Source organism: Pseudomonas sp., from assembly GCF_017744435.1.
GTDB lineage: Bacteria > Pseudomonadota > Gammaproteobacteria > Pseudomonadales > Pseudomonadaceae > Aquipseudomonas.
Genome location: NZ_JAGIBG010000008.1, coordinates 114,993 through 137,842, shown reverse-complemented (window position 1 = coordinate 137,842; position 22,850 = coordinate 114,993). Strand labels below are relative to the sequence as shown.

Sequence of the window (22,850 nt, the reverse complement as noted above, 5' to 3'; positions counted from 1 at the left end):
GGTTATGCATGAACAACATCGAGACGTTCGAGAGGCTCGAGTCCAACGTGCGGATGTACTGCCGCGACCTGCCACTGGTGTTCGATACCGCCCAGGGCAGCAAGATCCGCGGCGAGGATGGCCGCGAGTACCTGGATTTCTTCGCCGGCGCCGGCGCACTGAACTATGGCCACAACGACCCGCGCATGCGCGATGCCTTGATCGCCTACCTGTCGGCCAATGGCGTGACCCATGCCCTCGACCTGCACACCACCACCAAGCGTCAGTTCCTGGAGTCGATCGAACGTGACCTGTTCAAGCCGCGCGGCTGGGACTACAAGGTGCAGTTCACCGGCCCGACCGGTGCCGACGCCGTCGAGGCGGCACTGAAGCTGGCGCGCAAGGCAACGGGGCGCACCAAGGTCGTTTCCTTCTACGGTGCCTACCACGGCATGACGGCCGGCGCGCTGGCCGTCACCGGCAATCGCACGCGCCGAGGCCCCGGGCTGTCCACCGACGTGGCGTTCGTGCCGTATGAAGACAGTCCCTACGGCGCATTCGACAGCATTGGCTTCCTCGAGCGCCTGGCCAACGACCAGGGCAGCGGATCTGAATTGCCGGCTGCCGTGATCGTGGAGTCGGTGCAGATCCAGGCAGGCGTCTACCCGGCCTCCAACGCGTGGTTGCAGCGCTTGCGCAAATGGACTGCCGATCACGGGGTGGTGCTCATCTGTGACGAGATCCAGGCCGGCTGTGGCCGCACGGGCGACTTCTTCGGTTTCGAGCGCTCCGGTATCGTGCCGGACCTGATCACCTGCGCGAAATCGATCGGCGGCTTTGGCCTGCCGATGGCGATCGTGTTGATCCGCGCCGGGCTGGATGTGTGGGAACCGGGCGATCACATCGGCACCTTCCGCGGCAACCAGCTGGCCTTCCTGACCGCGCAGATCGCGCTCGGCTATTGGCGCGACGAGCAGTTCCTGAAGGTGCTGGCCGACAACAGCGCAACCGTGACCCGTGCGGTTGCCGGCTTCGCAGAGATTCCGGGCGTCGCGTCCGCGCGCTCGCGCGGCATGATCGCCGGCATCGATTTCGGCCGCGGCAACGTGGCCTTGGCCAAGGATGCCCAGCAGCGCGTGCTGCAGGCGGGCGTGCTGGTCGATCGCTGCGGCCCGAACGGCGAAATCATCAAGCTGATGCCACCGGTGAACACCCCGACCGAGCAGCTCGAACAAGGCCTGACAGCCTTCGGCGAGGCGGTCGCGGCAGCGCTTGGCCAATAGGAGTGTTGAATCATGCATAACCCAATTGATGCCTGTTCAGGCTTTGACGTATCCGTCGTGGGCCTTGGGGCCATGGGCACGATCATGGCGCAAGTGCTGCTCAAGCAAGGCAAGCGCGTAGCGGTGTGGAATCGCTCACCCGACAAGGCGCAGGCGCTCGTGGCTGCCGGCGCCCACCTCTGCGACAGTGCCCACGCCGCGCTGGCGGCAAGCCCGGTCACCATCCTGGTGCTGCTGGACAATGCGGCGGTCCTTGAGGTGCTGGGGTCTGCCAGCGTGCCCCCTGCACTGGCCAAGCGCACGGTCGTCAACTACACGACCGAATCCCAGGAAGAAAGCATGGCGCTTCAGGCGCTGGTCAGCCGTGCGGGCGGCCACTACGTCAAGGGCATGATCGTGGCCTACCCGCGCAACATCGGCCACCCGCAAAGCTACTGCATCCATACCGGCGAGCGTGAAGCCTTCGAGCAGCATCGCGCACTGCTGCAAGTGCTGGCTGGCCATACCCTGTTCCTGCCCTGGGAGGAAACCTACGCGTTTGCCGCCCTGCTGCATGCCCATGCCTTTGCCGCGATGGTGACATTCTACGAAGCCGTGGGCGCGAGCCAGGCGTTTGGCATGCCCGCTGCCAGGATGGCCCGGCAGATACTCGACGCTTCGCGCTTTTTCGTCGCCGACGCACTTGAAGAGGCCGTGCGGCGCTTGGAACAGCAGGATTTCGCCAGCGATCAGGCACGGCTCGATGTGCATGCCGGTGCCTTTGCCCAGATTGCCCAGGCCCTGCAGGCAGGCGGCGCCTGGACCCCGATGTTCGACGCCGTGTGCCAGGTGGTTCAGCGCGCGGAGTCGATGGGTTACGGCGATCAGGACATTGCAGCCGCCACCAAGGCGTTCGCAACGGGCGCTCGCTGAGAACAGTGCGGTAGCCGAGGCGTGCAGACGTGACGCTGCACGCCCTCACCAGAACCTGGAGGTTTACATGCGTGTTTTTGCCATTCTGCTGGCAAGCTCGGCGCTCGCCCTGTGCTTGGCGACGGCCCTTGCGCCCAAGCCTGGGGTAGTGAAGCGACCGGTTGCGCACACGGCACAACCGGTCGGGAGCATCGGCGATATCTTCCGTGGCCACTAGACATCGAAGGCAGTGCAGCCCTTGTAGGAGCGGCCTTGTGTCGCGAAAGGGCCGCAGAGCGGCCCCGGCAATCTATGCGGCGAAGCTGAGAACCTGGGGGCGCTTCGCACCCCTTTCGCGGCACAAGGCCGCTCCTACAGGCCTTTGGTGAACCTGTGGGAGCGGGTTTACCCGCGGCTTCGCCCGTGTTCGCGGTAGAAGCAGCCAGGCCAGCGCGCCAACATCACTAGCCCAAGCTTTCGGCTGCCGCCTCCTGTTGCCGTGCCCATTCGCGCAAGACGAACTTCTGGATCTTGCCCGTCGCAGTCTTGGGCAACACCACCAGCGAAACGTGGCGCGGCGCCTTGAAGTGTGCCAGGTGCTCACGGCACCAGCGGATCAGCTCGTCACCTGTGATACGGGCCTGGGCATCGCCACGCAGGGTGACGAAGGCATGGGGCGTCTCGCCCCAGCGCGAGTCGGGGCGCGCCACCACGGCGGCCTCCACCACGTCGGGGTGTTGGTAGAGCACCTCCTCGATTTCCAGCGAACTGATGTTCTCGCCACCGGAAATGATGATGTCCTTGGCCCGATCCTTGATTTCCACGTAACCGTCCGGGTGCAGCACGGCCAGGTCGCCGGTGTGCAGCCAACCGTTGGCCAGGGCGCTGCGGGTGGCCTCGGGGTTGTCCAGGTAGCCTTTCATCACCGTGTTGCCACGCACCACCAGTTCGCCCAGCGTCAGGCCGTCGGCCGGCACCGGGCGGCCGCTGTCGAGATCCAGCACCGTGGCCTCTTCGAGCATCGGGTGGGCAACGCCCTGGCGGCTCATGAACCGGGCGCGGGCCTCCAGGGGCAGTTCGTCGACGCCCGGCTGCCACAGGCACAGGGTGCTGGGGCCGTAGCTCTCGGTCATGCCGTAGGCGTGGGTGATGCTGAAGCCGCGGGCCTCCATGGCGGCGATCACCGCGCTGGGTGGCGCAGCGCCGCCGGTGATCACCGATACCGGCCAGCTCGGCACACCGGCGTGCTTGGCATGGATCAGCATCGACATCACCACCGGTGCGGCGCTCAAGTGGGTCACGCCATGCACGGCGATCGCGGCGTGGATCGCTTCAGGCTGGACCTTGCGCAGGCACACATGGGTGCCACCGGACAAGGTCACTGCCCAGGTGTGGCTCCAGCCATTGCAGTGGAACATCGGCAAGGTCCACAGGTAGACGCTGCGCGGGCCCAGCTGAAAAACCAGCGCCCCGGCGCAGGCGTTGAGGTAGGCGCCGCGGTGATGCAGGACCACACCCTTGGGAGCGCCGGTGGTGCCAGAGGTGTAGTTGATGGCAATCGACTGCCACTCGTTCTGCGGCGCGCTCAGCGGCCTGGCCGGGTCGCCCTGGGCCAGGAACGCCTCGTAGTCCAGGTGGTCGACCCGCTCGCCCTGTTCGGCCGCGTCATCGTCGATGCCCACCAGCAGTGGCGGCGTGTCGAGCATGGCCAGGGCCTGCTGCACCACCGCAGCGAACTCGCGGTCGCAGATCAGCACCTTGGCCGCGCAGTGGCGCAGGATGAAGGCGATGCTGCGCGCCTCCAGGCGAATGTTGATGCACACCAGCACGGCCCCCGCGCCGGGTACGCCGTAGTGCGCCTCGAGCATCTCGGGGATGTTCGGCGCCAGTATCGCCACCCGCTCGCCCGGCTGCACGCCGACCCGCTCCAGCGCACTGGCCAGGGCGCGGCTGCGCTGGTGCAACTGCTGGTAGCTGTAGCGCCGCTCGCCATAGACCACGGCGGCGCGCTGCGGATACACCTGGGCGGCGCGCTTGAGGAACGACAAAGGCGAAAGCGGTACATGGTTGGCTTCGTTGGGTGCGAGCTCATGCTCGAAGGTTGGGTGAATCATGACGGCCACCCCATTGACACGTTATCCAGGCATTGAAGGTACATACAGATCTCCTGCTTATTGTTGTTCTTGCGCCAGGCGCGGATCCGCCTCAGGTCACAGACTGCTGCACAGATGCCCGCCATCGACCACGATCTCGGTGCCGCTCATGGCCCGCCCGGCATCACTGGCCAGCAATAGCAAGGCGCCGTCCAGATCCTGCGGCTGGCTGAAGCGCCGGCTGGGAATACGCGAGCGCAACTTCTCCCCGGCCTCGCCGGCCAGGAAACCCTCGTTGAGCTCGGTCATCACGTAGCCCGGCGCCAGGGCGTTCACCCGGATGCCATGGCGCGCCAGTTCCAGGGCCATGGCGCGGGTCAGGTGGGCAAGCCCGGCCTTGGCCGCCAGATAAGGGCCGACGGTGCCGGCCACGCGGCTGGCGAGGATCGAAGTCACATTGATCAGGCTGCCGCCCTACCCCGCGGCGACCATCCGCCGGGCGCACTCCTGCGCCACAGTCCAGGCGCCCTTGAGGTTGGTGTCGAGCACCCGGTCCCAGCGCTGGTCGTCACAGGCCAGCAGCGGCTGGCTGTCGCTCACCCCGGCGTTGTTGACCAGCACATCCAGCGGGCCGGCGGCGTCGAGCACCCGGCACACATCGTCGCGGCAGGTCACATCCAGGGCCAGGGCCCGGGCGCGACCACCGGCCAGTTCGATGGACTCCACCAGGCTCTGCAGCGGCGCCAGGCGCCTGGCCGTCACCACCACCTCGGCACCGGCCGCCGCCAGGGTGGTGGCGAAGTGTCGGCCAAGGCCGCTGGAGGCGCCGGTTACCAGGGCGCGGCGCCCATCGAGGGCGAACAATCGGGCAAGGGTCGGCTGCATCAGTGGGCTCCCGGGTGCTGGTCGAGAAGCTTCTTCGCCAGGCTCATGCGGTGCACTTCGCTCGGGCCGTCATAGATGCGAAACGGGCGAATGTCGCGGAAGATGCGCTCCACCACGGTCTCCCCGGTCACCCCGCGCCCGCCCAGCACCTGCACGCAGCGATCGACCACCCGCCACAGCGCCTCGGCGCTGATCACCTTGGCCATGCTCGAATCGACATTGGCACGCTGGCCCTGGTCGAGCACCCAGGCGCAGTGCCAGACCGCCAGGCGTACCACATGCAGGTCCATCATGTTGTCGGCCAGCATGAAGCCCACGCCCTGGTGCTCGCCCAGCGGCTTGCCGAAAGCGTCGCGGGTGCGCGCATAGTCGCAGGCGATGTCATGGGCCCGTCGTGCGGCCCCGAGCCAGCGCATGCAGTGGGTCAGGCGCGCAGGCGCCAAGCGCACCTGGGCATAGCGGAAGCCCTTGCCGATCTCGCCCAGCACATCGCTGGCCGGCACCCGCAGGTTGTCGAAGCGCAGTTGCCCGTGGCCGCCGGTGAAGCAGCTGTCCAGCGTATTCAGCTGACGTTCGTGGATGATCCCGTCGCGCTGCATGTCGGTCAGGAACATGGTCGCCGAGCCATCCTCCATGCGCGCCATGATGATCGCGAACCCGGCGCCGTCGGCGCCGGTGATCAACCATTTGCGGCCGTTGATCAGGTAATCGTCACCCTCGCGGGTGGCAGTAGTACGCAGCATCGATGGATCAGACCCCGAGCCCGGCGCCGGTTCGGTCATGGCGAAGCACGACCGCACGTGCCCCTGGACCAGGGGCCGCAGCCAACGGTCCTTCTGTGCTTCGGTGGCTACCACGTCCATCAGGTGAATATTGCCTTCGTCCGGGGCATGGATATTCAGCGCCACCGGCCCCAGGGGCGAGTAGCCGGCCTCTTCGAAGACAATGGCCTTGGCCGCGTGGCTCAGGCCCAGCCCACCCATTTCACGGCTGGCGTGGGGAGTCAGCAGGCCCGCTGCCTGGGCGCGGGCCTGCAGGTCCCTGCGCAGGGCGTCGCTGGGGCCATGAGCGTCCTGGCGTGGGTCGTTTTCCAACGGGATGACCTGCTCGGCAATGAATGCACGGGTTCTGGCCTGCAGTTCAAGCAGTTCGTCTGAGAGCGCGAAATTCATGGGTTTCCTTCTTCGTACTTGTCGGTTTTCAAACAGGGGCTTGCCACGCTCAGCGCACGGCCTTGGGGTTACTGATCGCCAGCCGGTCGAGCGTCACCCGGCGCAGCGTCTCAACCAGGCTACGAGCGCTGTGCGGGGTGTCGTGGCGACCCTGGCGAATCGCTTGCGCCAGCTGTCGTCGGGCTTCCTGCAACGACGGCGCGGGCGCATCGATCAGCGCGGCCAGGTGCGCCTGCTCCTGAAGGCTGGCGGCGGCGTCCAGGCGGTTTTCCCGGGCGGCGATGGCCATGGCGTTGGCGATCATCAACGCCGGATAGCGAAGCTCGCCGGACAGCGCCGGCAATACCTGCTCCAGCAGGGTCTGGCGGGCGATTTCGAGCAACTCATGGGCGTGCGGCTGGGTCATGGCACATCGGCTCCGGTCATGTTCAGGATGTCGAGTTCAAGCTCCGGCAGCAGGCGCGCAGTCAGTGCCAGCTCCAGGGAAGGCTCTTCGCCGGACAGGTGGCGCTGCCCCTGCTGCAGCGCGATCACCGCCCAGCGCAGGGTCGCCAGCACCTGCCAGTAGTGCAGTTGGTCGGGTTCGATCCACAGTGGCGATACCTGGTGGTAGCCACGCAGGAAGTCCGCCAGCTGGCCGATACCGCCGGCCTCCAGGTCAGGGCGCGTGAAGCGCCAGCAGGGGGCAGTGAACCAGCCAAGGTCCTCGCAGGGGTCGCCCCAACCGGTGAACTCCCAATCCAGCACCGCCTCCAGCCCCTGCTCGCTGGCCAGGTAGTTACCCGTGCGGTAATCGCGATGCAGCAGGCACAGACGGCTGTCGCGCGGTGCATGCAGGTCGCACCAGCGCAGGCCCCATTCCAGTGCCGGATAGGCATCGTCGAGGGTGTCGAGGTAACGGCGATAGGCATCGACGCTGGCCAGGGCCGGCGAGCGCTGCGGCACGGGCAGGAAGTCCAGCGCCACGCTCGGCGGGCGGACCTGATGCAGGCGCGCCAGGTTGGCGCCGAGCTGCTCCGCCAGCCGGGCCTGACCCTGGGCACCTGCCCCTGCGCTGAGCAAGCGCCCGGCAGCGACACCCGGCACATGCTCCATCAGGAAGAACACGCGCCCGTAGACCTGCGTATCGCGGCACAGCCAGAGCGGCCGCGGTACTTTCACCCCGGCCTGGTGGGCCACCTGCAACACGGCGAACTCCTGCGCCCGGTCGAGGCTGGCCGGCAGCGCGGACAGCGCGTCGCTGCGCAACACCCAGCGCCGGGCGCCGGCCCAGGGGCCGCCCTCGATCAGCAGTTCGAGCAGCCAGTTTTCCTGGATGGCACCGCCGCTCAGGCGCTTGCGGGTTTGCATGACAACGCGGGTTGCCGTTGCCTGTTCACGAATGAAGTCGACGAGGCGCTGCTCGTCGGTCACGGCCGCGAGCGCATCGCTTGCCGAACACGTCGTAGAGGAACTGCTCATGAATCTAGGGTCCCTGCCTTCGGTTTCAAATGGACAGGTCCGCTAGAGCAACGCCCGGGCCAACTTCACCAGGATCACCTGCAGGTCACGTAAAACAAGGTGTACAGCGGTTCATGGGAAATTCTGGCTACGCTTCGCATTGCACTCATGAAACAACCTGGTTCAACATGGAAACAGTTCATTTTTGAAAGGCGCCACCATGCACTCTCCCACCGCCCAGGTTGTCGTGCTGATCAGCCACCTGCAGCGCCCCCGGCAACGCAGCCGCCTCGCCCATATGGTGGCCACGCTCGCGTCTGACTATCCCGACACTCACATCGAGGTGCTCGACACGTCGGTGACCGAGGCGCTGCAAGTCGCCCGTGAACTGGAGTTGCGGGGCGAGGCGGACGTGTTCATCTGCGCCGGGGCCACTGCCGCCTACCTGCGCAAACACCTGGCGCGCCCGGTACTGACAATGCGCGTGGGTGGCGATGACCTGCTGCGTGCGCTGGGGCAGGCGCGCGAGCATGCCTCGCAAGTGGCCTTGCTCAGTTACCACCGTATCGACCAAGGCCTGCGGGCCATGGCCGCGTTGTTCACGGTACAGGTTCACCAGGCCGCCTATACCTCCCTTGAAGAAGCTCGCCAAGAGGTCGAACAGGCAGCCCGACTGGGATGTCGCAGCATCATCGGTTCTTCGACGGTGGTGGAACTGGCGGAACAGGCAGGCCTGCACGGCGTGCTTTCGCTGAGCGAAGACACCGTGCGCAAGGCCCTCGAAGAGGCCTTGGGCATTCTCGACAGCCAACGTATCGAGATGGCCAAGCGGCGGCACTTGAACGCCGTGCTGCAACACATCCCCACCGGCGTGGCGGCGGTCGACAACCAGGGGGTCGTGCAGTCGCTCAATCCGGCCCTGGCTCAGTTGCTGGATTTGCCGCTTAGCGCGGCGCTGGGCCGTCCGCTGCAGCAGCTGTGCCCGGAACTGGACCTGCAGCAGGCGTTTGCCGAGGGTGGCGAGGAAAACCGGGTGATCCGGCTCGGCTCACATGCAGTGGTCAGCAACCTGCTGCCGATCCTCGAGAACGGCCAGCGCACCGGCCTGGTCCTGACCTGCCAGGACACCACCGCCGTGCAGCGCGCGGACCAACGCATCCGCTCCACCCGCCGCCCCGGCGCCTTCACTGCCCGCTATCGGCTTGAGCAGCTCGACGGCAACAGCCGGGCCAACCGCGAAATGCTGCAGCTGGCCAGGCGTTTCGCCGCCAGCCAGTCAACCGTGCTGATCACCGGTGAAAGCGGTACCGGCAAGGAGTTGCTGGCCCAGGGCATCCATAACGAGAGCCCGCGCTGGCAAGGCCCCTTCGTCGCCATCAACTGCGCAGCGTTCCCGGAGTCGTTGCTGGAAAGCGAACTGTTCGGCTATGAGGAAGGCGCCTTCAGCGGCTCGCGCAAGGGCGGCAAGCCCGGCCTGTTCGAAGTGGCACACCGTGGCACGTTGTTCCTCGACGAGATCGGTGACATGCCTGTGTCGCTGCAGACGCGCCTGTTGCGTGTTCTGCAAGAACGCGAAGTGCTGCGCCTGGGCGGCACCGAGCCGATTGCCATTGATGTACGCGTCATCGCCGCCACTCACCAGGACCTGCGCGCCGCGATGGAGGAAGGCGATTTTCGTACCGACCTGTTCTACCGGCTCAACATTTTGCGCCTGCAAACCACCCCCTTGCGCGAGCGCCCCGAGGATATCGCCTTGATCTGCCGAGGCATCAGCCAGCGCCTGCTGGTCCAGGGCCAGCCGCCCGGCGCGGCACAGGTGCCAAGCGCCCTGCTGCCTTACCTGACACGTTATGGGTGGCCAGGCAATGTGCGTGAGCTGGAGAACGTGATCGAGCGGGCGATGCTCTCGGCGCGCGAGCTGCTGGGGGAGCACGGCGTGGACGAACAGTACCTGGCGCGGGTGCTGCCCGAGTTGTCTGACAGTGTGCCGCCGACCGGCCGACCCCGGACACTCCGGGCATCGGACCTGAACAGCGTCGGCAAAGCCGCTCAACTGCGCCATGTGCAGGAGACGCTGGACAATTGCCAGGGCAATCTCGACGAAGCGGCGCGGCAGTTGGGAATCAGCCGGACCACATTATGGCGAAGGCTCAGGTCCGCGCGGTGAACCAGGTATTTGGCCTCCCCACTGACAATCGCACATCCTGCTGGGGGTATCGATGGGTATTTTTGGGGGTATATTTCTTCTTTTTTACACCAGAGATGCTGTCCTAGAGCGCTGTCCAAATGTTCTTTGGCGATCCCGATAGCCTGTGATCAGGCTTCCACCGTAATCCAGAAAACTGATAAACCCAGGAAATTAAAACACTTTTCTATCTGCCGCCGTCCGTCGCGCCCACCCATTTCCGAACCGTTTACTGGCGGACTGGCAGCCTGGCGCTACTGGATCGAAGGTGACGGATAGAGGCCGGCAAGTCGGGCGATAAGAACGCCAACGTAGAAGACGCCCGTGAATTCCTCGACCATCACCAGTGAACGGGCGTGATTGGTCAATGGCACAACGTCACCGAACCCGGTGGTGGTGAGGGTCGTGAAGCTGAAATAGATCAGTTTGAAAAGGGTGCCGGGCTGTGTGAAATCGAGGTGGCCAGGGCCGAATGAAGCGCTCGTCGATAGCTCGGTCACAGCGTAAATGAATGCCCAGGCGAACGCGATCATGATATAGCCCGCGAGCGCACCGTGCAGTTTGTCAGCGGTAATTTGCCCCCGCTTGAGCACATAGCGAAGTACCCCGGCGATCGTGACGCCCAGAGACGCCGCATACGTTATCCCGGCAAGGTTCAGGATCGTCAGATTCGCCGTCCACAACGCCGTCCATTGAAGGCTGATGCCAAGCAGTGCCAAGCCTAGTTTCAGGCTGAATGCTCGCTGAGTATGCGGAGTCGCGAAAGCACCCACCAGCAGTACGCTCGAGAACAAGATACCCAGCAGCGTGCGCGCTATCAGGCCTTCCTCCAAGTACGGGAACACGAGGACCAGGCCAATCAGCAGAAGCAACAGTTTGGTGCAAGGCCCCACTCCCAGGATCATCTGGGCCAGGTCGGCGTCAGGCTCTGTCTTGCCTTTCGAGTTTTCCATACAGAATTCCTGGAGTACCAACGATCGCTCGCCGCAGGGTGATGTGCGCTGGACCAGATTTGAAAGGACAGATGTAGCAGAGTCTAGTCAGAGCCGTGCCTGGCAACCAACAGCTAACATTTTTCTCCGGTATCAAATGCCGTTTGCCCCCGAATGATCTACTGGATGATCGCGGTTCAGTCACGGTAGTCGGGCGCTATACGGTCCAGCATGCGCAGCAAGGCCTTCCAGGCCAGGTCAGTCGCCCCCGGATCGGTCAACTCGCCCTCTTTCAGTTCGCGCTGCGGCTCATTGAACTGTCGCTCGGTATGGGCGCAAATGTCATGGCTCGGCAGCAGCAGCTGGCCTGCCTGCTGGGCCGCGAGCTGTATCTCACAGGCTTTTTCCAGGTAGTACATCCTGAGGAACGCTTCGGCCACACTGCGCCCGCCAGTCAGCAGGCCGTGGTTGCGCAAGATCATCACGTTCTTGTCTTGCAGGTCTGCAACCAGGCGTTGTTGCTCATCGAGGTCCAGGGCAATCCCTTCATAGTGGTGATAGGCGACCTTGCCGTAGAACTCCATGGATATCTGGTTCACCGGCAGCAGGCCGCACTCCAGGGCGGCAACCGCACAGCCGGCGCGCGTGTGGGTATGCAGCACGCATTGAAGGTCCTGGCGCGCACGGTGAATGGCACTGTGGATGACAAAACCGGCCGGGTTGACGGCATAAGGCGTATCGCCCACTGGCGCCCCATCCAGGTCGATCTTGACCAAGTTGGAGGCGGTGATTTCCTCGAACATCAGCCCGTATGGATTGATCAGAAAATGATGCTCCGGCCCCGGTATGCGCACCGAGATGTGGGTAAAGATCAAGTCGGTCATGCGGAAATGCGCGATCAGTCGGTAGCAGGCGGCTAGCTCCTGGCGCAGCATGTGTTCGGTCGGGGTCATGTATTTCGCTCCAATACGGATGTGAGCTCATTATCGGTGAATGAAAACTGGCAACAATCGAATTAATTTCGCCATTGATGTAGTGTTAGTTTCACCCATTGCCTATTTCCACCCGATGCGGGGCCCTATGCACTTCCCATCAATGACGGCGCTTCGTGCACTGGATGCAGTGGCACGACTCGGCAGCATCTCAAGCGCAGCTGACGAACTCAGCCTCACACGAAGTGCCGTCAGTCACCGCATCAGCACGCTTGAGCAGCAGCTGGGGTTCGCCCTGACTGAACGCATTGGCCGAGGCGTCCGGCTGACGTTTCGAGGGGAGCAGTACGCCCGGGAGGTGCAGCAGATCCTTGAGCGCGTGCAGCTGGCTGCAGCAGGCCCGCCTGGGCAACAGATCGCGGGGCGCCTGTGCGTCAGTTGCAACACCGGTTTTGCCAGCGCCTGGTTGTGCCAGCACATCAACGCGTTCATGACGCTCCATCCTCAGGTTCAATTGCACCTGATCTCGCCACGCACGCCGGCCGATACCAGCTCGAGCGAAGCGGACATCTTCATTTCCTACGGCACGGGTGATTGGCCGAACATGCAGGTAATGCCGCTGATGGACCTGCATTACTTCCCGGTGTTGAGCCCGCAACTGCTCTATGCCAACGGCGGTCTTCGGCAAATCGATGACCTGTCGAACTACACGCTGCTGCACATGAACGACTACACGGATTGGCGGGTATGGCTGGGGGCAGCTGGCCGCAACAACGTCGATGCTTCATCCGGCGTCCTGTTCTCCGACGCCCCCTGTGCATTGGCCGCCTGCCTGGCAGGCCAAGGCGTCGCGTTGGGCGACACCTTGCTCAGCAGCGACGCACTGAGGCGAGGCCTGCTGGTGAGCCCGTTCGACATCAGCACACGGGCAAACCGTGCGTATTTTCTGGTCTGCCATCCGGCCAAGGCGGAGCGCCCCATCGTCAAGGCGTTCAGCGACTGGCTGACCGAAACACTCGCTCATACCACCTAGGGTCCGTATGCAGGGTACTGATGCAACTGGCCTTGCTCATCTTCTGAGAATTGACGCGATCCCTGTGGGAACCGATTCAATACAGCCAGGAACATACGACCTCACCCGAACGGACCATGAAAACAGGCCCCTCTGGCCACCAGAATGAAGGCTGTCGAATACCGACAACCCGCATGGGCAAACGAGGAGCTACACGATGAGTCGATTGACAGGCAAGGTCGCGCTGATCACCGGGGCCGCACGCGGCCAGGGCGCAGCCGAAGCACGGCGTTTTGTCGCCGAAGGGGCGAAGGTGGTGATTGCCGATGTACTGGAAACGGAAGGTCGCGCATTGGCCGCCGAGTTGGGCGAAGCCGCCTGCTTCCATCCGCTGGACGTGACCTGCGCCGAACAATGGCAAGCCTGTGTGGAGATGACCCAGGCGCACTTCGGCAAGCTCGACGTACTCGTCAACAACGCCGCCATCCTGCGCATGGCACCGCTTGAACAATGCTCGCTGGAGGACTATCGGCGGGTCATCGACGTCAACCAGGTCGGTTGCTGGCTGGGCATGAAGTCGGTGTTGGCGGCCATGCGCCAGGCGGGAGGTGGCTCGATCATCAACGTGTCATCGACTGCAGGCATGGAGGGTGTCGCCTATGGCACGGCCTACTCGGCGAGCAAGTTCGCCGTACGTGGCATGACCAAGTCTGCAGCGCTTGAGCTGGGTAGCGCGGGGATTCGTGTCAACTCGGTACATCCGGGTGGTATCGATACCGTCATGTCGCGCCCCCCGGAAATGGCCGGTTTCGACCCTGCGCAAATCTACAGCGGCCTGCCGATCCCGCGCATCGGCCAGCCTGAAGAGGTGGCCAGCCTGGTGCTGTTCCTGGCCAGCGACGAGTCCAGCTATTGCACAGGCTCCGAGTTCATCATCGACGGCGGCATGCTGGCCGGCAGCACGTTCGGCTGATGCGCAAACGGCCCAATCGCGGGGCAAACCCGCGATTGGGCCACACGAGCATCAGTGCAAGCCGACTTCTGCGGCAACCTCTGCTGGCACCTGGCCTACCTTGCGGGCCAGATGATTGGCCGCGATGAACCCGAACGTCATGGCCGGACCGATGGTCGAGCCTGGGCCGGGGTAAGTCTTGCCCATCAGCGCAGCACTGGTATTGCCGATGGCGTACAAGCCTTCGATCAGCGACCCGTCAGGGCGCAACACCCGCGCTTGCGCATCGGTGCGCAGGCCGCCTTTGGTGCCCAACTCGCCAGCATCGATGCGCAGCGCGTAATACGGCGCCCGTGCGAGCGGGCCGAGGCAGGGGTTGGGGCGGCAGGTGCTGTCGCCGTAGTAGCGGTCGAACAGGCTGGTACCTTTGAAAAAGTCGGTGTCAACGCCGCTGGCGGCCTGCTGGTTGAGGCGCCCCACGCTCTGCTCCAGGCCCTGGGCATCCACGCCGATCTTGGCGGCCAGCGCCGCCAGGCTGTCCGCCCGGTAGATCACCTTGTCCAGCCAGCCATCGGGGATCTTGCTATCCGGCTGCACCGAACCTGGCAACAGCACGCCGCACGGGTAGCGTTTGCGGTACTCGGCATCGAATATGAACCAGGCCGGCACGTTGCCACCGTTGCGCTGCTGGTCGGCGTACATGGCATAGATGATGTCCGGATAGGGCGCCGCTTCATTGACAAAACGCCGCCCTTGGCCGTTGACCATGATGCAACCTGGAAACGCCCGTTCGACGAACAGTGCGCGCTGCTTCTCCTCACCGGGAACATGCACCGTCGGCGCCCCCCAGGTATGGCTCATCAACGCCACATCGGCACCTAGCGCCAAGCCGGCGCGAATGCCATCGCCACTGTTGATGGGCGGTGCTGCCGTCCATTTGGCACTGGTCGGGCCGGGCAGGTACTGCTCGCGCATGAGTTGGTCGGCCTCAAAGCCCCCGCACCCCAGGATCACCCCCGCTACCGCCTGTACATTGCACACCTTGCCCTGGTGCTCGACCACCAGCCCCGTGACCTTGCCGTTATGGCTGCACAGCGTGCGCATGGGTGCCTGCAACCACAGTTCGATCCCCCTCGCCTGCATCGCTGCACGCAAACTGGCCACCAGCGCGTTGCCCAGTGTCAAGCGGCGGTCCCGCGCTGTGCGTCGGCGCCAGCGCAGGTCGGCGAGGTAGCCCAGACCCAGGCGCGCGGTCAGCCACAGCCAGCCAGGTTCCTTGGTGACGATGGTGTGTGCCTCTACCTGGGTCATGGCGATACGCCCAGCAATCAGGGTCGCCGGCGACGGTGCGCGCAAGCGCTGGAATTCATCGCCCAGGCGGGCGGCATCGAAATTTGCCGGCTCCATGGTGCGATAGCCCGGCTTGCCGCCTTCGCGCTCAGGGTAATAGTCGGGGTAACGCGCCACAGCGTGAAAACGGGTTTGCGCCCGGGCAGCCAGGTAGTCGAGCATCCTGGGGCCATGCTCCAGGTAAGCGTCGATGCGCGCGGGCTCGTAATCTTCGCCAACGGTGGCACGCAGGTAGGCCCGCGCCTCATCGCGCGAGTCGCTGCCGCCCAGGCCTTCGATCTGGTCGTTGCAGGGGATCCAGATGCCGCCGCCGGAGATCGCCGTCGTGCCGCCATATTCGGCCGCCTTTTCCACCATCAGTACCGACAGGCCATGGTCATGGGCGCGTAGCGCAGCGGTCATGGCGCCGGCACCCGAGCCGACCACGACCACGTCGTAGCTGGCATCCCAGCGCAAGGCCTGGGTGTTGTCATTGTTCATTGAAGCCCTTCTCCCTGTGCGGCCAACGGCCGCGATTGCGACGAATTGAGGTCGGCCGGAGCAGGCGCAGGTCAACGCTAGGTAGCCACCCTACCCCCTCGGCCGCATTAGCTTGCTCAAGGCAACAGGCGCATGGCACCGAGCGCCGGCATGTAGCAGGACGCATAACCAGGCTGGCAGTAGTAGGCCACGTGCGAAACCGGTAAGGGCTGCGTCAACGCCGACACATAGGCCAGGACGAAGGCGCAGGTAATCAGGGTCAGGCATATTCTTGTTGTTTTCATGGCCATGGCTCTCGATGCAGGGAGATGGTGTACTGCCAGACTAGAATTGCCGCTTGCCGCCTGCCTCGTCCGAATGGACGAGGCAGGCCGGCATTACTGCAACGCTCGGCGCAGGTCCGCAGCGGCGCCCTGCAACGCCCGTGCGGCAGCCTCGACGAAGGGCGCCATGCTGATGAAACCGTGCACCATGCCGTTGCAACGCTCCAGCCGCACGCTCACCCCTGCCGCCTGCAAGCGTTCGGCAAACGCCTCGCCTTCATCGCGAAGCGGGTCGTATTCGGCAGTCAGCAAGGTGGTGGCTGGCAAACCCTGCAGGTGCTCGTCGCGCAGGGGCGATGCCAGCGGGTCTTCACCCTGCTGCGGGTGCTCCAGGTACTGCCCCCAGAACCAGCGCATCATGTTTCGCGACAACAGGTAACCTTCGGCAAATTGTGCATAGGACGCCGTAGCGCACGCCGCATCGGTCACCGGATAGAACAGGCACTGATGCCGAATCGCCGGCCCCCGCCGTTCGCGGGCCAGGCGACTGACCGCAATCGCCAGGTTGGCACCGGCGCTGTCACCGGCCAGTGCCAGGCGCTCAGCGTCCACGCCCAGTGCCTGGGCATGCTCGACCAGCCACAGGGTTGCGGCATGGCAATCGTGCGGCGCTGCCGGGAAAGGCGCCTCCGGTGCAAGGCGGTAGGCCACCGACACCACGACCGCGCCGGTCTCCTGCGCCAAGGTGCGGCACAGGTTGTCGTGGGTGTCCAGGTTGCCGATCACAAAGCCACCGCCGTGAAAGAACACCAGCAATGGCAAGCGCTCGTGCAGCACGGGCCGGTACAGGCGCGCCGCGAGCATCCCCTGGGCCCCGCCGACTTCAATATCCCGGACCTCGGCCATTTCGGCGCCGGCCAAAGGCGGCATCAGGTTGTCCGCGTACAGTCGGTACTGGGGCACATCAAGGGTGGCGTAATCGGGCTCACCCTGGGCGCTGAAACCCTGCAGTACGCTGGCAAGCTGGTCATCGAGTGGCATGTGCGTCTTCCTCCAGGTCGGCCATGGCGAACGTCGGGTTGGTTTCATCGAGCATGCTGCGCAGGCGCCGCTCCAGAGCGGGCTTGAATGCTTTGTGCGGGAGAATCCAGAAGCGCTTCTCGTCGACGGCCTGGAACACCTGGGCGGCCAGCTCGCGCGGGCTCATGCCGGCGCGAATGCTGCTGTCGAGCGCAGCGTTGAAGGATGCCGCCGGGCCCTCCCCGACCGGGTCGGAGGCCATGATGGCGCTGGCCACGGCGCCTGGGCAGAGCACTGACACCGAGACTTGCGCACCCAGCTGGGCCAGCTCGTAGTGCAGGGTTTCGCTGAGCGCCACCACGGCTTGCTTGGTGACGGTGTAAGGCGCCATCAACGGGCTGCAGACCAGCCCTGCCAGCGACGCGGTATTGATCACGTGGGCCGGGCGCTGCTGCTCGAGCAGCAGCGGCACGAAGCAGTGGATGCCGTTGATCACGCCTCGCAGGTTGATGTCGAGGATTCGCTGCCATTGAGCGGCGTCGACTTCCCAGCTGTAGCCGGTCTGCATCACACCGGCGTTGTTGAACAGCAGGTCGACGCCTGCAAAACGCGCCAGGGCTGCATCGCGCAGCTGCGCCATCTGCTCGGGGTCGCCCACCTGGGTAACCCTGGCCAGCACCTCGGCGCCCTGCCCCCGCAACTGCGCGGCCAGTGCCATGAGGCGCGGCTCGTCGACATCCGCCAGCACCAGGCGCAGGCCAAGCTGCGCCGCATGTTCGGCCAGCCCGCGGCCAATGCCGCTGGCTGCGCCGGTGATCACTGCTACCTGTCCTGCCATCACGTTCTCCTGCACATGGCTGATGGCTGCCAGTAAATCCGCCCTGCTGCCAGCGGCCATCGTCCGTTCAGACGATGACCGCCACGACACGCGCGGCAGAATCGCTTGAGTGCACCCGTACCGTCGGCCGAGCTGCCCGTGATCGCAATGGCGTGCAACCGCCAGCGGCCCTAACAAGAACCGGAGAACAACAACATGAGCACACTGCACCGTATCGAAGCCAAACTGCTGGAGGACCGCTACGCACGTGGTTGGCACTGCCTTGGCCTGGCGGCCCAGTATCGCGATGGCCAGGCCCACCGCCTGGACGTGTTCGGCACCTGCCTGGTGGCCTTCCAGGGCGAAGATGGCCAACTGAACATTCTCGACGGTTACTGCCCGCACATGGGTGCCGACCTGAGCACTGGCTGTGTCGAAGGCAATGCCATCCGCTGCCCGTTCCACGGCTGGCGCTGGAATGCCGACGGTGTCTGCGACGACATCCCGTACGCCAAGCGCATCCCGCCACGGGCCAAGGTCAAGCGCTGGCCGATCATGGAGCAGAACCACCTGCTGTTCGTGTGGAACGACCCCGAAGGCAATGCGCCGATCGCCGAGCAGGCCATCCCGCGCATCGATGCCTGTTACGACGAGCAATGGGCAACGTGGGAAATTGCCGACCTGAAGATCGACACCAATTGCCGCGAGCTGATCGACAACGTCGCCGACATGGCACATTTCGACACCGTGCATGGCGCCCCGATCGAAGCCTTCAGCAACGTCTTCGAGGGGCACACCGCCGCCCAGGTCATGCGCGCGCGCAGTGCGCGGCTATCCGGTGACAGCCTGCTGACCACCGTCGCCACCTACTACGGCCCGGCCTACCAGATCACCGAAATGACCGGCGCCATAGGCGATCAGCCGATTCATTCGGTGCTGCTGAACTGCCACGTGCCGATCGACCTCGACAGCTTCACCCTGCGCTACGGGGTGCTGGTCAAGAAGATCCCGGGCCTGAGCGAGGAAGACAACCAGGCCATCGCCAAGGCCTATGTCAAACAGGCCCAGGAGGCTTTCTACGAGGATGTCGCGATCTGGCACAGCAAGACCCGTGTCGACAACCCGCTGCTGTGCGACGGCGATGGCCCGGTGTACCAGCTGCGCCGCTGGTATGAGCAGTTCTACACCGATGTGGCGTTGATCTGCGACGATACTCGCACCCGCAAACAGTTTGACGTGTGTGGCGCCGAGCGCGCCTGACAGCGGGATACCTGGCACCCGACAGCGGCCAGCAGTGACCGCTGATCGGGCCTGTGGCGGGACATTGCGCGCAAGCAAGGACACCGTTTATGCTCGCCGACGCCAGTGCTAATAATAATAAACGGTACGCATTCATGCAGAGTCTCAACCTCGAAGACTTCAGCGAGCTGGTCGGTCAGCTCTATCAGGGCCCGATGGAAAACATCCCATGGGTGACCTTCCTCAACCAGCTCAATCGCCTCCTCGACAGCAAGTACGTCACCTTCATCCTGCGCCCGCCCAGCACCCAGGTCGACGGCCTGATGGTCAGTACCAATGGCACCTCCAGCGAAGCGACCAACTCCTACAACAAGCACTTCTTTGCCCTGGACCCCTTCATCGGGCTCCCCAGCAACGAAGTCGTCGCCTTGAGCGATTACCTGCCGGAAGCCGAGCTCAGGCAGTCGGAGTTCTTCCGTAACTTCCTGGAACCGGTGGACGTCTTCCATATCCTGGGGGTGGACATCAATACCAGCGACGGTGCCCAGTGCCGCCTGCGCATCAGCCGGGGGCGCGACGATCCGCCCTTCGTCAACGCCGAAAAGGCCTTGCTGGCACGTTTCATCCCGCACCTGGAGCAGTCGATCAAGGTGCACATGCAGCTCAACCGTATCGAGAGCGAACGCAACCTGTATGCCGGTGCCGTCGACCAGATGGCCGTGGGCACCATCATCCTCGACGAAACCGGCAAGGTGCTGCAGACCAACCAGGTCGCCGATCGGCTGCTGCAAGAGAAAGACGGCATCAAGCAGGTCAATGATGGCCTGCAGGTCGGCAGCGCCCGCGACACCCAGGAGTATCGCCGCCTGGTGCGCCAGGCCATGCTTTCGCAGAAGGGCAACCAGGCGACGGTGGTCGAAGCCATGCGCGTCAAGCGCCCGTCCGGTCGCGCTGACTTAGGGCTCATCGTGCGCTCGGTGCCCCTGGCAGCCTGGAGCGAGGGCAAGCAATGCCCCGCCGTGGTGATCTTCATCAGCGACCCGGAGCAACAATCCACCGCGCCCCAGGAGATCGTCCGCGCGCTGTTCGACTTCACGCCGGCGGAAACCCAGCTGGCCATGCTCCTGGCCAATGGCCTGACCCTCGACGAAGCCTCCGAAGAGCTCGGCATCAGCCGCAACACGTCGCGTGCGCACCTGCGCTCCACCTTCTCCAAGACCGGCGTCACCCGCCAGACCATGCTGGTCCGGCTGATCCTGCGCAGCGTCGCCACCCTGGGCTGACCTCACCCACCGCCTGCAATGCCATCGTCCGCCCGGACGATGGCAGGCGCCCCTTGCCACGCCATAGTGGGCCTGTCGCCTATTGCCGCCAGAGGCCCGTCCCATGCGCCAGAGCCCTACCATCCTCAAGACCGAACTGCTGGCCAAAAGCAGCCATTTCCAGATCGAAGCGCTGCACCTGCAGTTCAGCAACGGCCAGCGCCGCGTCTACGAACGCCTGAACGGTACTGGTTACCGCTCGGTGTTGCTGGTGGCAATGCCGGATCCGCACCATCTGCTGATGGTCCACGAGTATGCGGTGGGTGTGGAAGGCACCATACTCGGCCTGCCCAAGGGCGGCGCCGAAGCTGGCGAAAGCTACCTGCAGGCAGCGCAACGGGAGCTTGGCGAAGAAGTGGGGCTGCACAGTGCGCGGCTGACCGAACTGGGCGACCTGACCTTGGCGCCTGGCCACCTGGGCCACCGCTGCCGGGTGGTACTGGCCGAACAGCTCAGCCCTTGCAGCCGGCTGAGCGCAGACGAGCCTGAACCGCTGGAATGCCTGACCGTACCGATGGCGCAGGTGGCAGCCCTGGTCGCCAGCGGCGAACTCCACGAAGCGCGGGCAATTGCCGCGATATTCATGGCCATGGGGGTGCTGGCGCAGCGTAGCTGACGCCAGCGAATACCCGCTTCAGGTCGGCAAGCAGCCGCGCGCGCGCGACAGGGTCAAGGCCAGGTCCTCGATCATGTCTTCCTGCCCGCCGACGGTACCGCGCCGGCCCAGCTCCACCAGCAGCTCGCGGGCCGGCACGCCGTACATCAGCTCGGCACGCTTGGCGAACAGCAAGAACGAGCTATACACCCCTGCGTAGCCCAGGGTCAGGGCATCGCGGTCCAGGCGAATCGGCTGGTCCATCATCGGTACCACGCGGTCTTCGGCCACGTCCATGATCCGGTAGAGGTCCACACCACTGTGCACGCCCATGCGCTCGAGCACCGCGACGAACACCTCCAGCGGCGTATTGCCGGCCCCGGCACCGAGCCCTGCGACGGAACCGTCGATACGCGCCGCCCCCGCCTCGATGGCCGCCAGGGAGTTGGCAATGGCCATGCCCAGGTTGTGATGGCCATGGAAGCCCACTTCGACGCCCGGCTCCAGGCCCGCCCGCAGCACGGCAATCTTCTGGCTGACTTCGTCCGGCAGCATGTAACCCGCCGAGTCGGTGCAGTAGATGCAGTTGGCACCATAGCTCTGCATCAGGCGTGCCTGCTCCAGCAGCTTTTCGGCGCTGACCATGTGCGCCATCATCAGGAAGCCCACGGTGTCCAGGCCCATCTTCGCCGCCATGCCGATGTGCTGGCCGGACACGTCGGCCTCGGTGCAGTGGGTGGCCACGCGAATGGTCGATACCCCATGCTCATGGGCCATCTTCAGGTGATCCAGGGTGCCGATCCCCGGCAACAGCAACGCTGACACCTTGGCCTGCTTGAGCCGTGGGATCACCGCAGTGAAGTACTCCTCGTCGCTGTGGGCCGGCATGCCATAGTTCAGCGACGCACCGCCCAGGCCATCGCCGTGGGTGATCTCGATCAGCGGCACGCCGGCAGCGTCCAGGCCGGTGGCCACGTCGACCATCTGCTTGATGCTGATCTGGTGACGCTTGGCGTGCATGCCGTCACGCAGGCTCATGTCGTGCAGCAGCACATTCTTGCCTTGAAGGTTCATGGTCACTCTCCTCAACGGGCGGGCAATTGCAGGGCGCCCTTGTGGGCTTCTTCGGCGAACATCTCGGCGGTGCGCAGGCCGGCGGCGGTCATGATGTCGAGGTTGCCGGCCGACTTGGGCAGGAAGTCGCCCAGGCCTTCCACCTCGATGAAGATCGACACCTTGTTGCCGTCGAACACCGGGCCGTTGACCAGCTTGTAGCCGGGCACGTAGCGCTGCACTTCGCTGACCATGCTCAGTACCGAGGCACGTATCGCATCCTGGTCGGGGGTGTCGTCGGTCAGGCAATGGATGGTGTCGCGCATCATCAACGGCGGCTCGGCCGGGTTGATGACGATGATGGCCTTGCCGCGCCGCGCGCCACCGATGCTCTCCACGGCGCCTGCCGTGGTGCGGGTGAATTCGTCGATGTTCTGCCGCGTGCCCGGCCCCACTGAGCTGGAAGACACCGTGGCGACGATCTCGCCATAGGCGACCGGCTGGATGCGCGACACGGCAGCGACCATGGGGATGGTCGCCTGGCCGCCACAGGTGACCATGTTGACGTTCATCGCCAGCGTGGCGGCATGTTCCTTGAGGTTGACCGGCGGCACGCAGAACGGGCCGATGGCTGCGGGGGTGAGGTCGATCATGACCACGCCCAGTTCGTTGAGCTTCTGGCTGTTGCGGGCATGGGCGTAGGCCGAGGTGGCATCGAAGGCGATGCGGATATCGTCGTCCAGCACGTGCGGCAGCAGGCCGTCGAGGCCTTCGGCAGTGGTCTTCACGCCCATCTCGCGGGCGCGCTTGAGGCCTTCGGACCCCGGGTCGACGCCGACCATCCAGACCGGTTCGATCCATTCGGAGCGAAGCATTTTCATCAGCAGGTCGGTGCCGATGTTTCCCGGGCCGATAATGGCCGCTTTCAGTTTCTGGCTCATGGGCCTTGCTCCTT

At 64.7% G+C, this 22,850-nt stretch carries 20 protein-coding genes and 1 pseudogene; 8 read left to right on the top strand and 13 right to left on the bottom strand.

Features of this window, described 5'->3' with window-relative positions:
* Positions 1–8 precede the first annotated feature (8 nt).
* Both J7573_RS08170 and J7573_RS08165 read left to right on the top strand, forming a co-directional pair.
* Positions 9–1,262, top strand: a complete 1,254-nt coding sequence (locus J7573_RS08170) for a diaminobutyrate--2-oxoglutarate transaminase (protein ID WP_294332272.1) — start codon at positions 9–11, stop codon at positions 1,260–1,262.
* Between the two features lie 12 nt (positions 1,263–1,274).
* On the top strand, positions 1,275–2,174 hold the full coding sequence (locus tag J7573_RS08165; protein WP_294332270.1) for an NAD(P)-binding domain-containing protein: 900 nt from the start codon (positions 1,275–1,277) through the stop codon (positions 2,172–2,174).
* A 443-nt stretch (positions 2,175–2,617) separates the two neighbouring features.
* On the opposite strand, the gene J7573_RS08160 is transcribed toward J7573_RS08165, so the two are convergent.
* From J7573_RS08160 to J7573_RS08140, 5 genes and pseudogenes are all read right to left on the bottom strand, one after another.
* Positions 2,618–4,267, bottom strand: coding sequence for an acyl-CoA synthetase (locus J7573_RS08160; RefSeq protein ID WP_294332267.1), 1,650 nt, complete (start codon positions 4,265–4,267; stop codon positions 2,618–2,620).
* 96 nt (positions 4,268–4,363) lie between these two features.
* Positions 4,364–5,131 (bottom strand): annotated as a pseudogene (locus tag J7573_RS08155) (SDR family NAD(P)-dependent oxidoreductase).
* The gene (locus tag J7573_RS08150; protein ID WP_294332264.1) at positions 5,131–6,303 is read right to left on the bottom strand and encodes an acyl-CoA dehydrogenase family protein; all 1,173 of its coding nucleotides are present in this window, start codon (positions 6,301–6,303) and stop codon (positions 5,131–5,133) included. The pseudogene J7573_RS08155 and the gene J7573_RS08150 overlap by 1 nt, the downstream one beginning before the upstream one ends.
* A 49-nt stretch (positions 6,304–6,352) precedes the next feature.
* Positions 6,353–6,709: a DUF6285 domain-containing protein gene (locus J7573_RS08145; protein ID WP_294332262.1), complete on the bottom strand. Its 357-nt coding sequence runs from the start codon at positions 6,707–6,709 to the stop codon at positions 6,353–6,355.
* A complete protein-coding gene (locus J7573_RS08140) occupies positions 6,706–7,764 on the bottom strand; it encodes a phosphotransferase family protein (RefSeq protein WP_294332259.1) in 1,059 nt (352 codons plus the stop codon). Before J7573_RS08140 ends, J7573_RS08145 begins: the two co-directional genes overlap by 4 nt.
* Before the next feature lie 199 nt (positions 7,765–7,963).
* Between J7573_RS08140 and prpR the strand changes: the two genes are divergently transcribed.
* Positions 7,964–9,910: a propionate catabolism operon regulatory protein PrpR gene (gene prpR, locus J7573_RS08135; RefSeq protein WP_294332256.1), complete on the top strand. Its 1,947-nt coding sequence runs from the start codon at positions 7,964–7,966 to the stop codon at positions 9,908–9,910.
* A gap of 272 nt (positions 9,911–10,182) precedes the next feature.
* Here the strand turns inward: prpR and J7573_RS08130 are convergent, their stop codons facing one another.
* The gene (locus tag J7573_RS08130; protein WP_294332253.1) at positions 10,183–10,881 is read right to left on the bottom strand and encodes an ion channel; all 699 of its coding nucleotides are present in this window, start codon (positions 10,879–10,881) and stop codon (positions 10,183–10,185) included.
* 176 nt (positions 10,882–11,057) lie between these two features.
* On the bottom strand, positions 11,058–11,813 hold the full coding sequence (locus J7573_RS08125; RefSeq protein ID WP_294332250.1) for a class II aldolase/adducin family protein: 756 nt from the start codon (positions 11,811–11,813) through the stop codon (positions 11,058–11,060).
* Between the two features lie 40 nt (positions 11,814–11,853).
* On the opposite strand from J7573_RS08125, the gene J7573_RS08120 reads away from it, so the two are divergent.
* Both J7573_RS08120 and J7573_RS08115 read left to right on the top strand, forming a co-directional pair.
* Positions 11,854–12,825 (top strand): LysR substrate-binding domain-containing protein, encoded by a 972-nt coding sequence (locus tag J7573_RS08120; protein WP_294332247.1) that lies wholly within the window; start codon positions 11,854–11,856, stop codon positions 12,823–12,825.
* 196 nt (positions 12,826–13,021) lie between these two features.
* Positions 13,022–13,777, top strand: a complete 756-nt coding sequence (locus J7573_RS08115) for a glucose 1-dehydrogenase (RefSeq protein WP_294332245.1) — start codon at positions 13,022–13,024, stop codon at positions 13,775–13,777.
* A gap of 51 nt (positions 13,778–13,828) precedes the next feature.
* On the opposite strand, the gene J7573_RS08110 is transcribed toward J7573_RS08115, so the two are convergent.
* From J7573_RS08110 to J7573_RS08095, 4 genes are all read right to left on the bottom strand, one after another.
* Positions 13,829–15,586 carry an FAD-binding protein gene (locus J7573_RS08110; RefSeq protein WP_294332242.1) on the bottom strand — a complete coding sequence of 586 codons (1,758 nt, stop codon included), beginning with the start codon at positions 15,584–15,586 and terminating at the stop codon, positions 13,829–13,831.
* Positions 15,587–15,702: 116 nt separating this feature from the next.
* Positions 15,703–15,870: a hypothetical protein gene (locus J7573_RS08105; RefSeq protein WP_294332240.1), complete on the bottom strand. Its 168-nt coding sequence runs from the start codon at positions 15,868–15,870 to the stop codon at positions 15,703–15,705.
* Between the two features lie 93 nt (positions 15,871–15,963).
* The gene (locus tag J7573_RS08100) at positions 15,964–16,890 is read right to left on the bottom strand and encodes an alpha/beta hydrolase (protein WP_294332236.1); all 927 of its coding nucleotides are present in this window, start codon (positions 16,888–16,890) and stop codon (positions 15,964–15,966) included.
* Entirely contained in the window at positions 16,877–17,707 is an 831-nt protein-coding gene (locus tag J7573_RS08095) for an SDR family NAD(P)-dependent oxidoreductase (protein WP_294332234.1), read from the bottom strand. Before J7573_RS08095 ends, J7573_RS08100 begins: the two co-directional genes overlap by 14 nt.
* Before the next feature lie 195 nt (positions 17,708–17,902).
* On the opposite strand from J7573_RS08095, the gene J7573_RS08090 reads away from it, so the two are divergent.
* From J7573_RS08090 to nudE, 3 genes are all read left to right on the top strand, one after another.
* Complete coding sequence (locus J7573_RS08090; protein WP_294332230.1) at positions 17,903–18,946, top strand: Rieske 2Fe-2S domain-containing protein; 1,044 nt, start codon at positions 17,903–17,905, stop codon at positions 18,944–18,946.
* Positions 18,947–19,080: 134 nt separating this feature from the next.
* Positions 19,081–20,208, top strand: a complete 1,128-nt coding sequence (locus J7573_RS08085; protein ID WP_294332227.1) for a LuxR C-terminal-related transcriptional regulator — start codon at positions 19,081–19,083, stop codon at positions 20,206–20,208.
* Between the two features lie 103 nt (positions 20,209–20,311).
* On the top strand, positions 20,312–20,863 hold the full coding sequence (gene nudE / locus J7573_RS08080; protein ID WP_294332224.1) for an ADP compounds hydrolase NudE: 552 nt from the start codon (positions 20,312–20,314) through the stop codon (positions 20,861–20,863).
* Positions 20,864–20,881: 18 nt separating this feature from the next.
* Here the strand turns inward: nudE and dmpG are convergent, their stop codons facing one another.
* Both dmpG and J7573_RS08070 read right to left on the bottom strand, forming a co-directional pair.
* Positions 20,882–21,916 carry a 4-hydroxy-2-oxovalerate aldolase gene (gene dmpG / locus J7573_RS08075; protein WP_294332221.1) on the bottom strand — a complete coding sequence of 345 codons (1,035 nt, stop codon included), beginning with the start codon at positions 21,914–21,916 and terminating at the stop codon, positions 20,882–20,884.
* Positions 21,917–21,927: 11 nt separating this feature from the next.
* Positions 21,928–22,836, bottom strand: a complete 909-nt coding sequence (locus tag J7573_RS08070; protein WP_294332219.1) for an acetaldehyde dehydrogenase (acetylating) — start codon at positions 22,834–22,836, stop codon at positions 21,928–21,930.
* Positions 22,837–22,850: the final 14 nt, after the last annotated feature.

What these genes read in the sequence shown, in the direction of transcription:
- J7573_RS08170 (WP_294332272.1), top strand. Translation starts at nt 9, where the DNA reads ATGAACAACATCGAGACGTTCGAGAGGCTCGAGTCCAACGTGCGGATG.
- J7573_RS08165 (WP_294332270.1), top strand. Translation starts at nt 1,275, where the DNA reads ATGCATAACCCAATTGATGCCTGTTCAGGCTTTGACGTATCCGTCGTG.
- J7573_RS08160 (WP_294332267.1), bottom strand. Translation starts at nt 4,267, where the DNA reads ATGATTCACCCAACCTTCGAGCATGAGCTCGCACCCAACGAAGCCAAC.
- J7573_RS08150 (WP_294332264.1), bottom strand. Translation starts at nt 6,303, where the DNA reads ATGAATTTCGCGCTCTCAGACGAACTGCTTGAACTGCAGGCCAGAACC.
- J7573_RS08145 (WP_294332262.1), bottom strand. Translation starts at nt 6,709, where the DNA reads ATGACCCAGCCGCACGCCCATGAGTTGCTCGAAATCGCCCGCCAGACC.
- J7573_RS08140 (WP_294332259.1), bottom strand. Translation starts at nt 7,764, where the DNA reads ATGAGCAGTTCCTCTACGACGTGTTCGGCAAGCGATGCGCTCGCGGCC.
- prpR (WP_294332256.1), top strand. Translation starts at nt 7,964, where the DNA reads ATGCACTCTCCCACCGCCCAGGTTGTCGTGCTGATCAGCCACCTGCAG.
- J7573_RS08130 (WP_294332253.1), bottom strand. Translation starts at nt 10,881, where the DNA reads ATGGAAAACTCGAAAGGCAAGACAGAGCCTGACGCCGACCTGGCCCAG.
- J7573_RS08125 (WP_294332250.1), bottom strand. Translation starts at nt 11,813, where the DNA reads ATGACCCCGACCGAACACATGCTGCGCCAGGAGCTAGCCGCCTGCTAC.
- J7573_RS08120 (WP_294332247.1), top strand. Translation starts at nt 11,854, where the DNA reads ATGAAAACTGGCAACAATCGAATTAATTTCGCCATTGATGTAGTGTTA.
- J7573_RS08115 (WP_294332245.1), top strand. Translation starts at nt 13,022, where the DNA reads ATGAGTCGATTGACAGGCAAGGTCGCGCTGATCACCGGGGCCGCACGC.
- J7573_RS08110 (WP_294332242.1), bottom strand. Translation starts at nt 15,586, where the DNA reads ATGAACAATGACAACACCCAGGCCTTGCGCTGGGATGCCAGCTACGAC.
- J7573_RS08105 (WP_294332240.1), bottom strand. Translation starts at nt 15,870, where the DNA reads ATGAAAACAACAAGAATATGCCTGACCCTGATTACCTGCGCCTTCGTC.
- J7573_RS08100 (WP_294332236.1), bottom strand. Translation starts at nt 16,890, where the DNA reads ATGCCACTCGATGACCAGCTTGCCAGCGTACTGCAGGGTTTCAGCGCC.
- J7573_RS08095 (WP_294332234.1), bottom strand. Translation starts at nt 17,707, where the DNA reads ATGGCAGGACAGGTAGCAGTGATCACCGGCGCAGCCAGCGGCATTGGC.
- J7573_RS08090 (WP_294332230.1), top strand. Translation starts at nt 17,903, where the DNA reads ATGAGCACACTGCACCGTATCGAAGCCAAACTGCTGGAGGACCGCTAC.
- J7573_RS08085 (WP_294332227.1), top strand. Translation starts at nt 19,081, where the DNA reads ATGCAGAGTCTCAACCTCGAAGACTTCAGCGAGCTGGTCGGTCAGCTC.
- nudE (WP_294332224.1), top strand. Translation starts at nt 20,312, where the DNA reads ATGCGCCAGAGCCCTACCATCCTCAAGACCGAACTGCTGGCCAAAAGC.
- dmpG (WP_294332221.1), bottom strand. Translation starts at nt 21,916, where the DNA reads ATGAACCTTCAAGGCAAGAATGTGCTGCTGCACGACATGAGCCTGCGT.
- J7573_RS08070 (WP_294332219.1), bottom strand. Translation starts at nt 22,836, where the DNA reads ATGAGCCAGAAACTGAAAGCGGCCATTATCGGCCCGGGAAACATCGGC.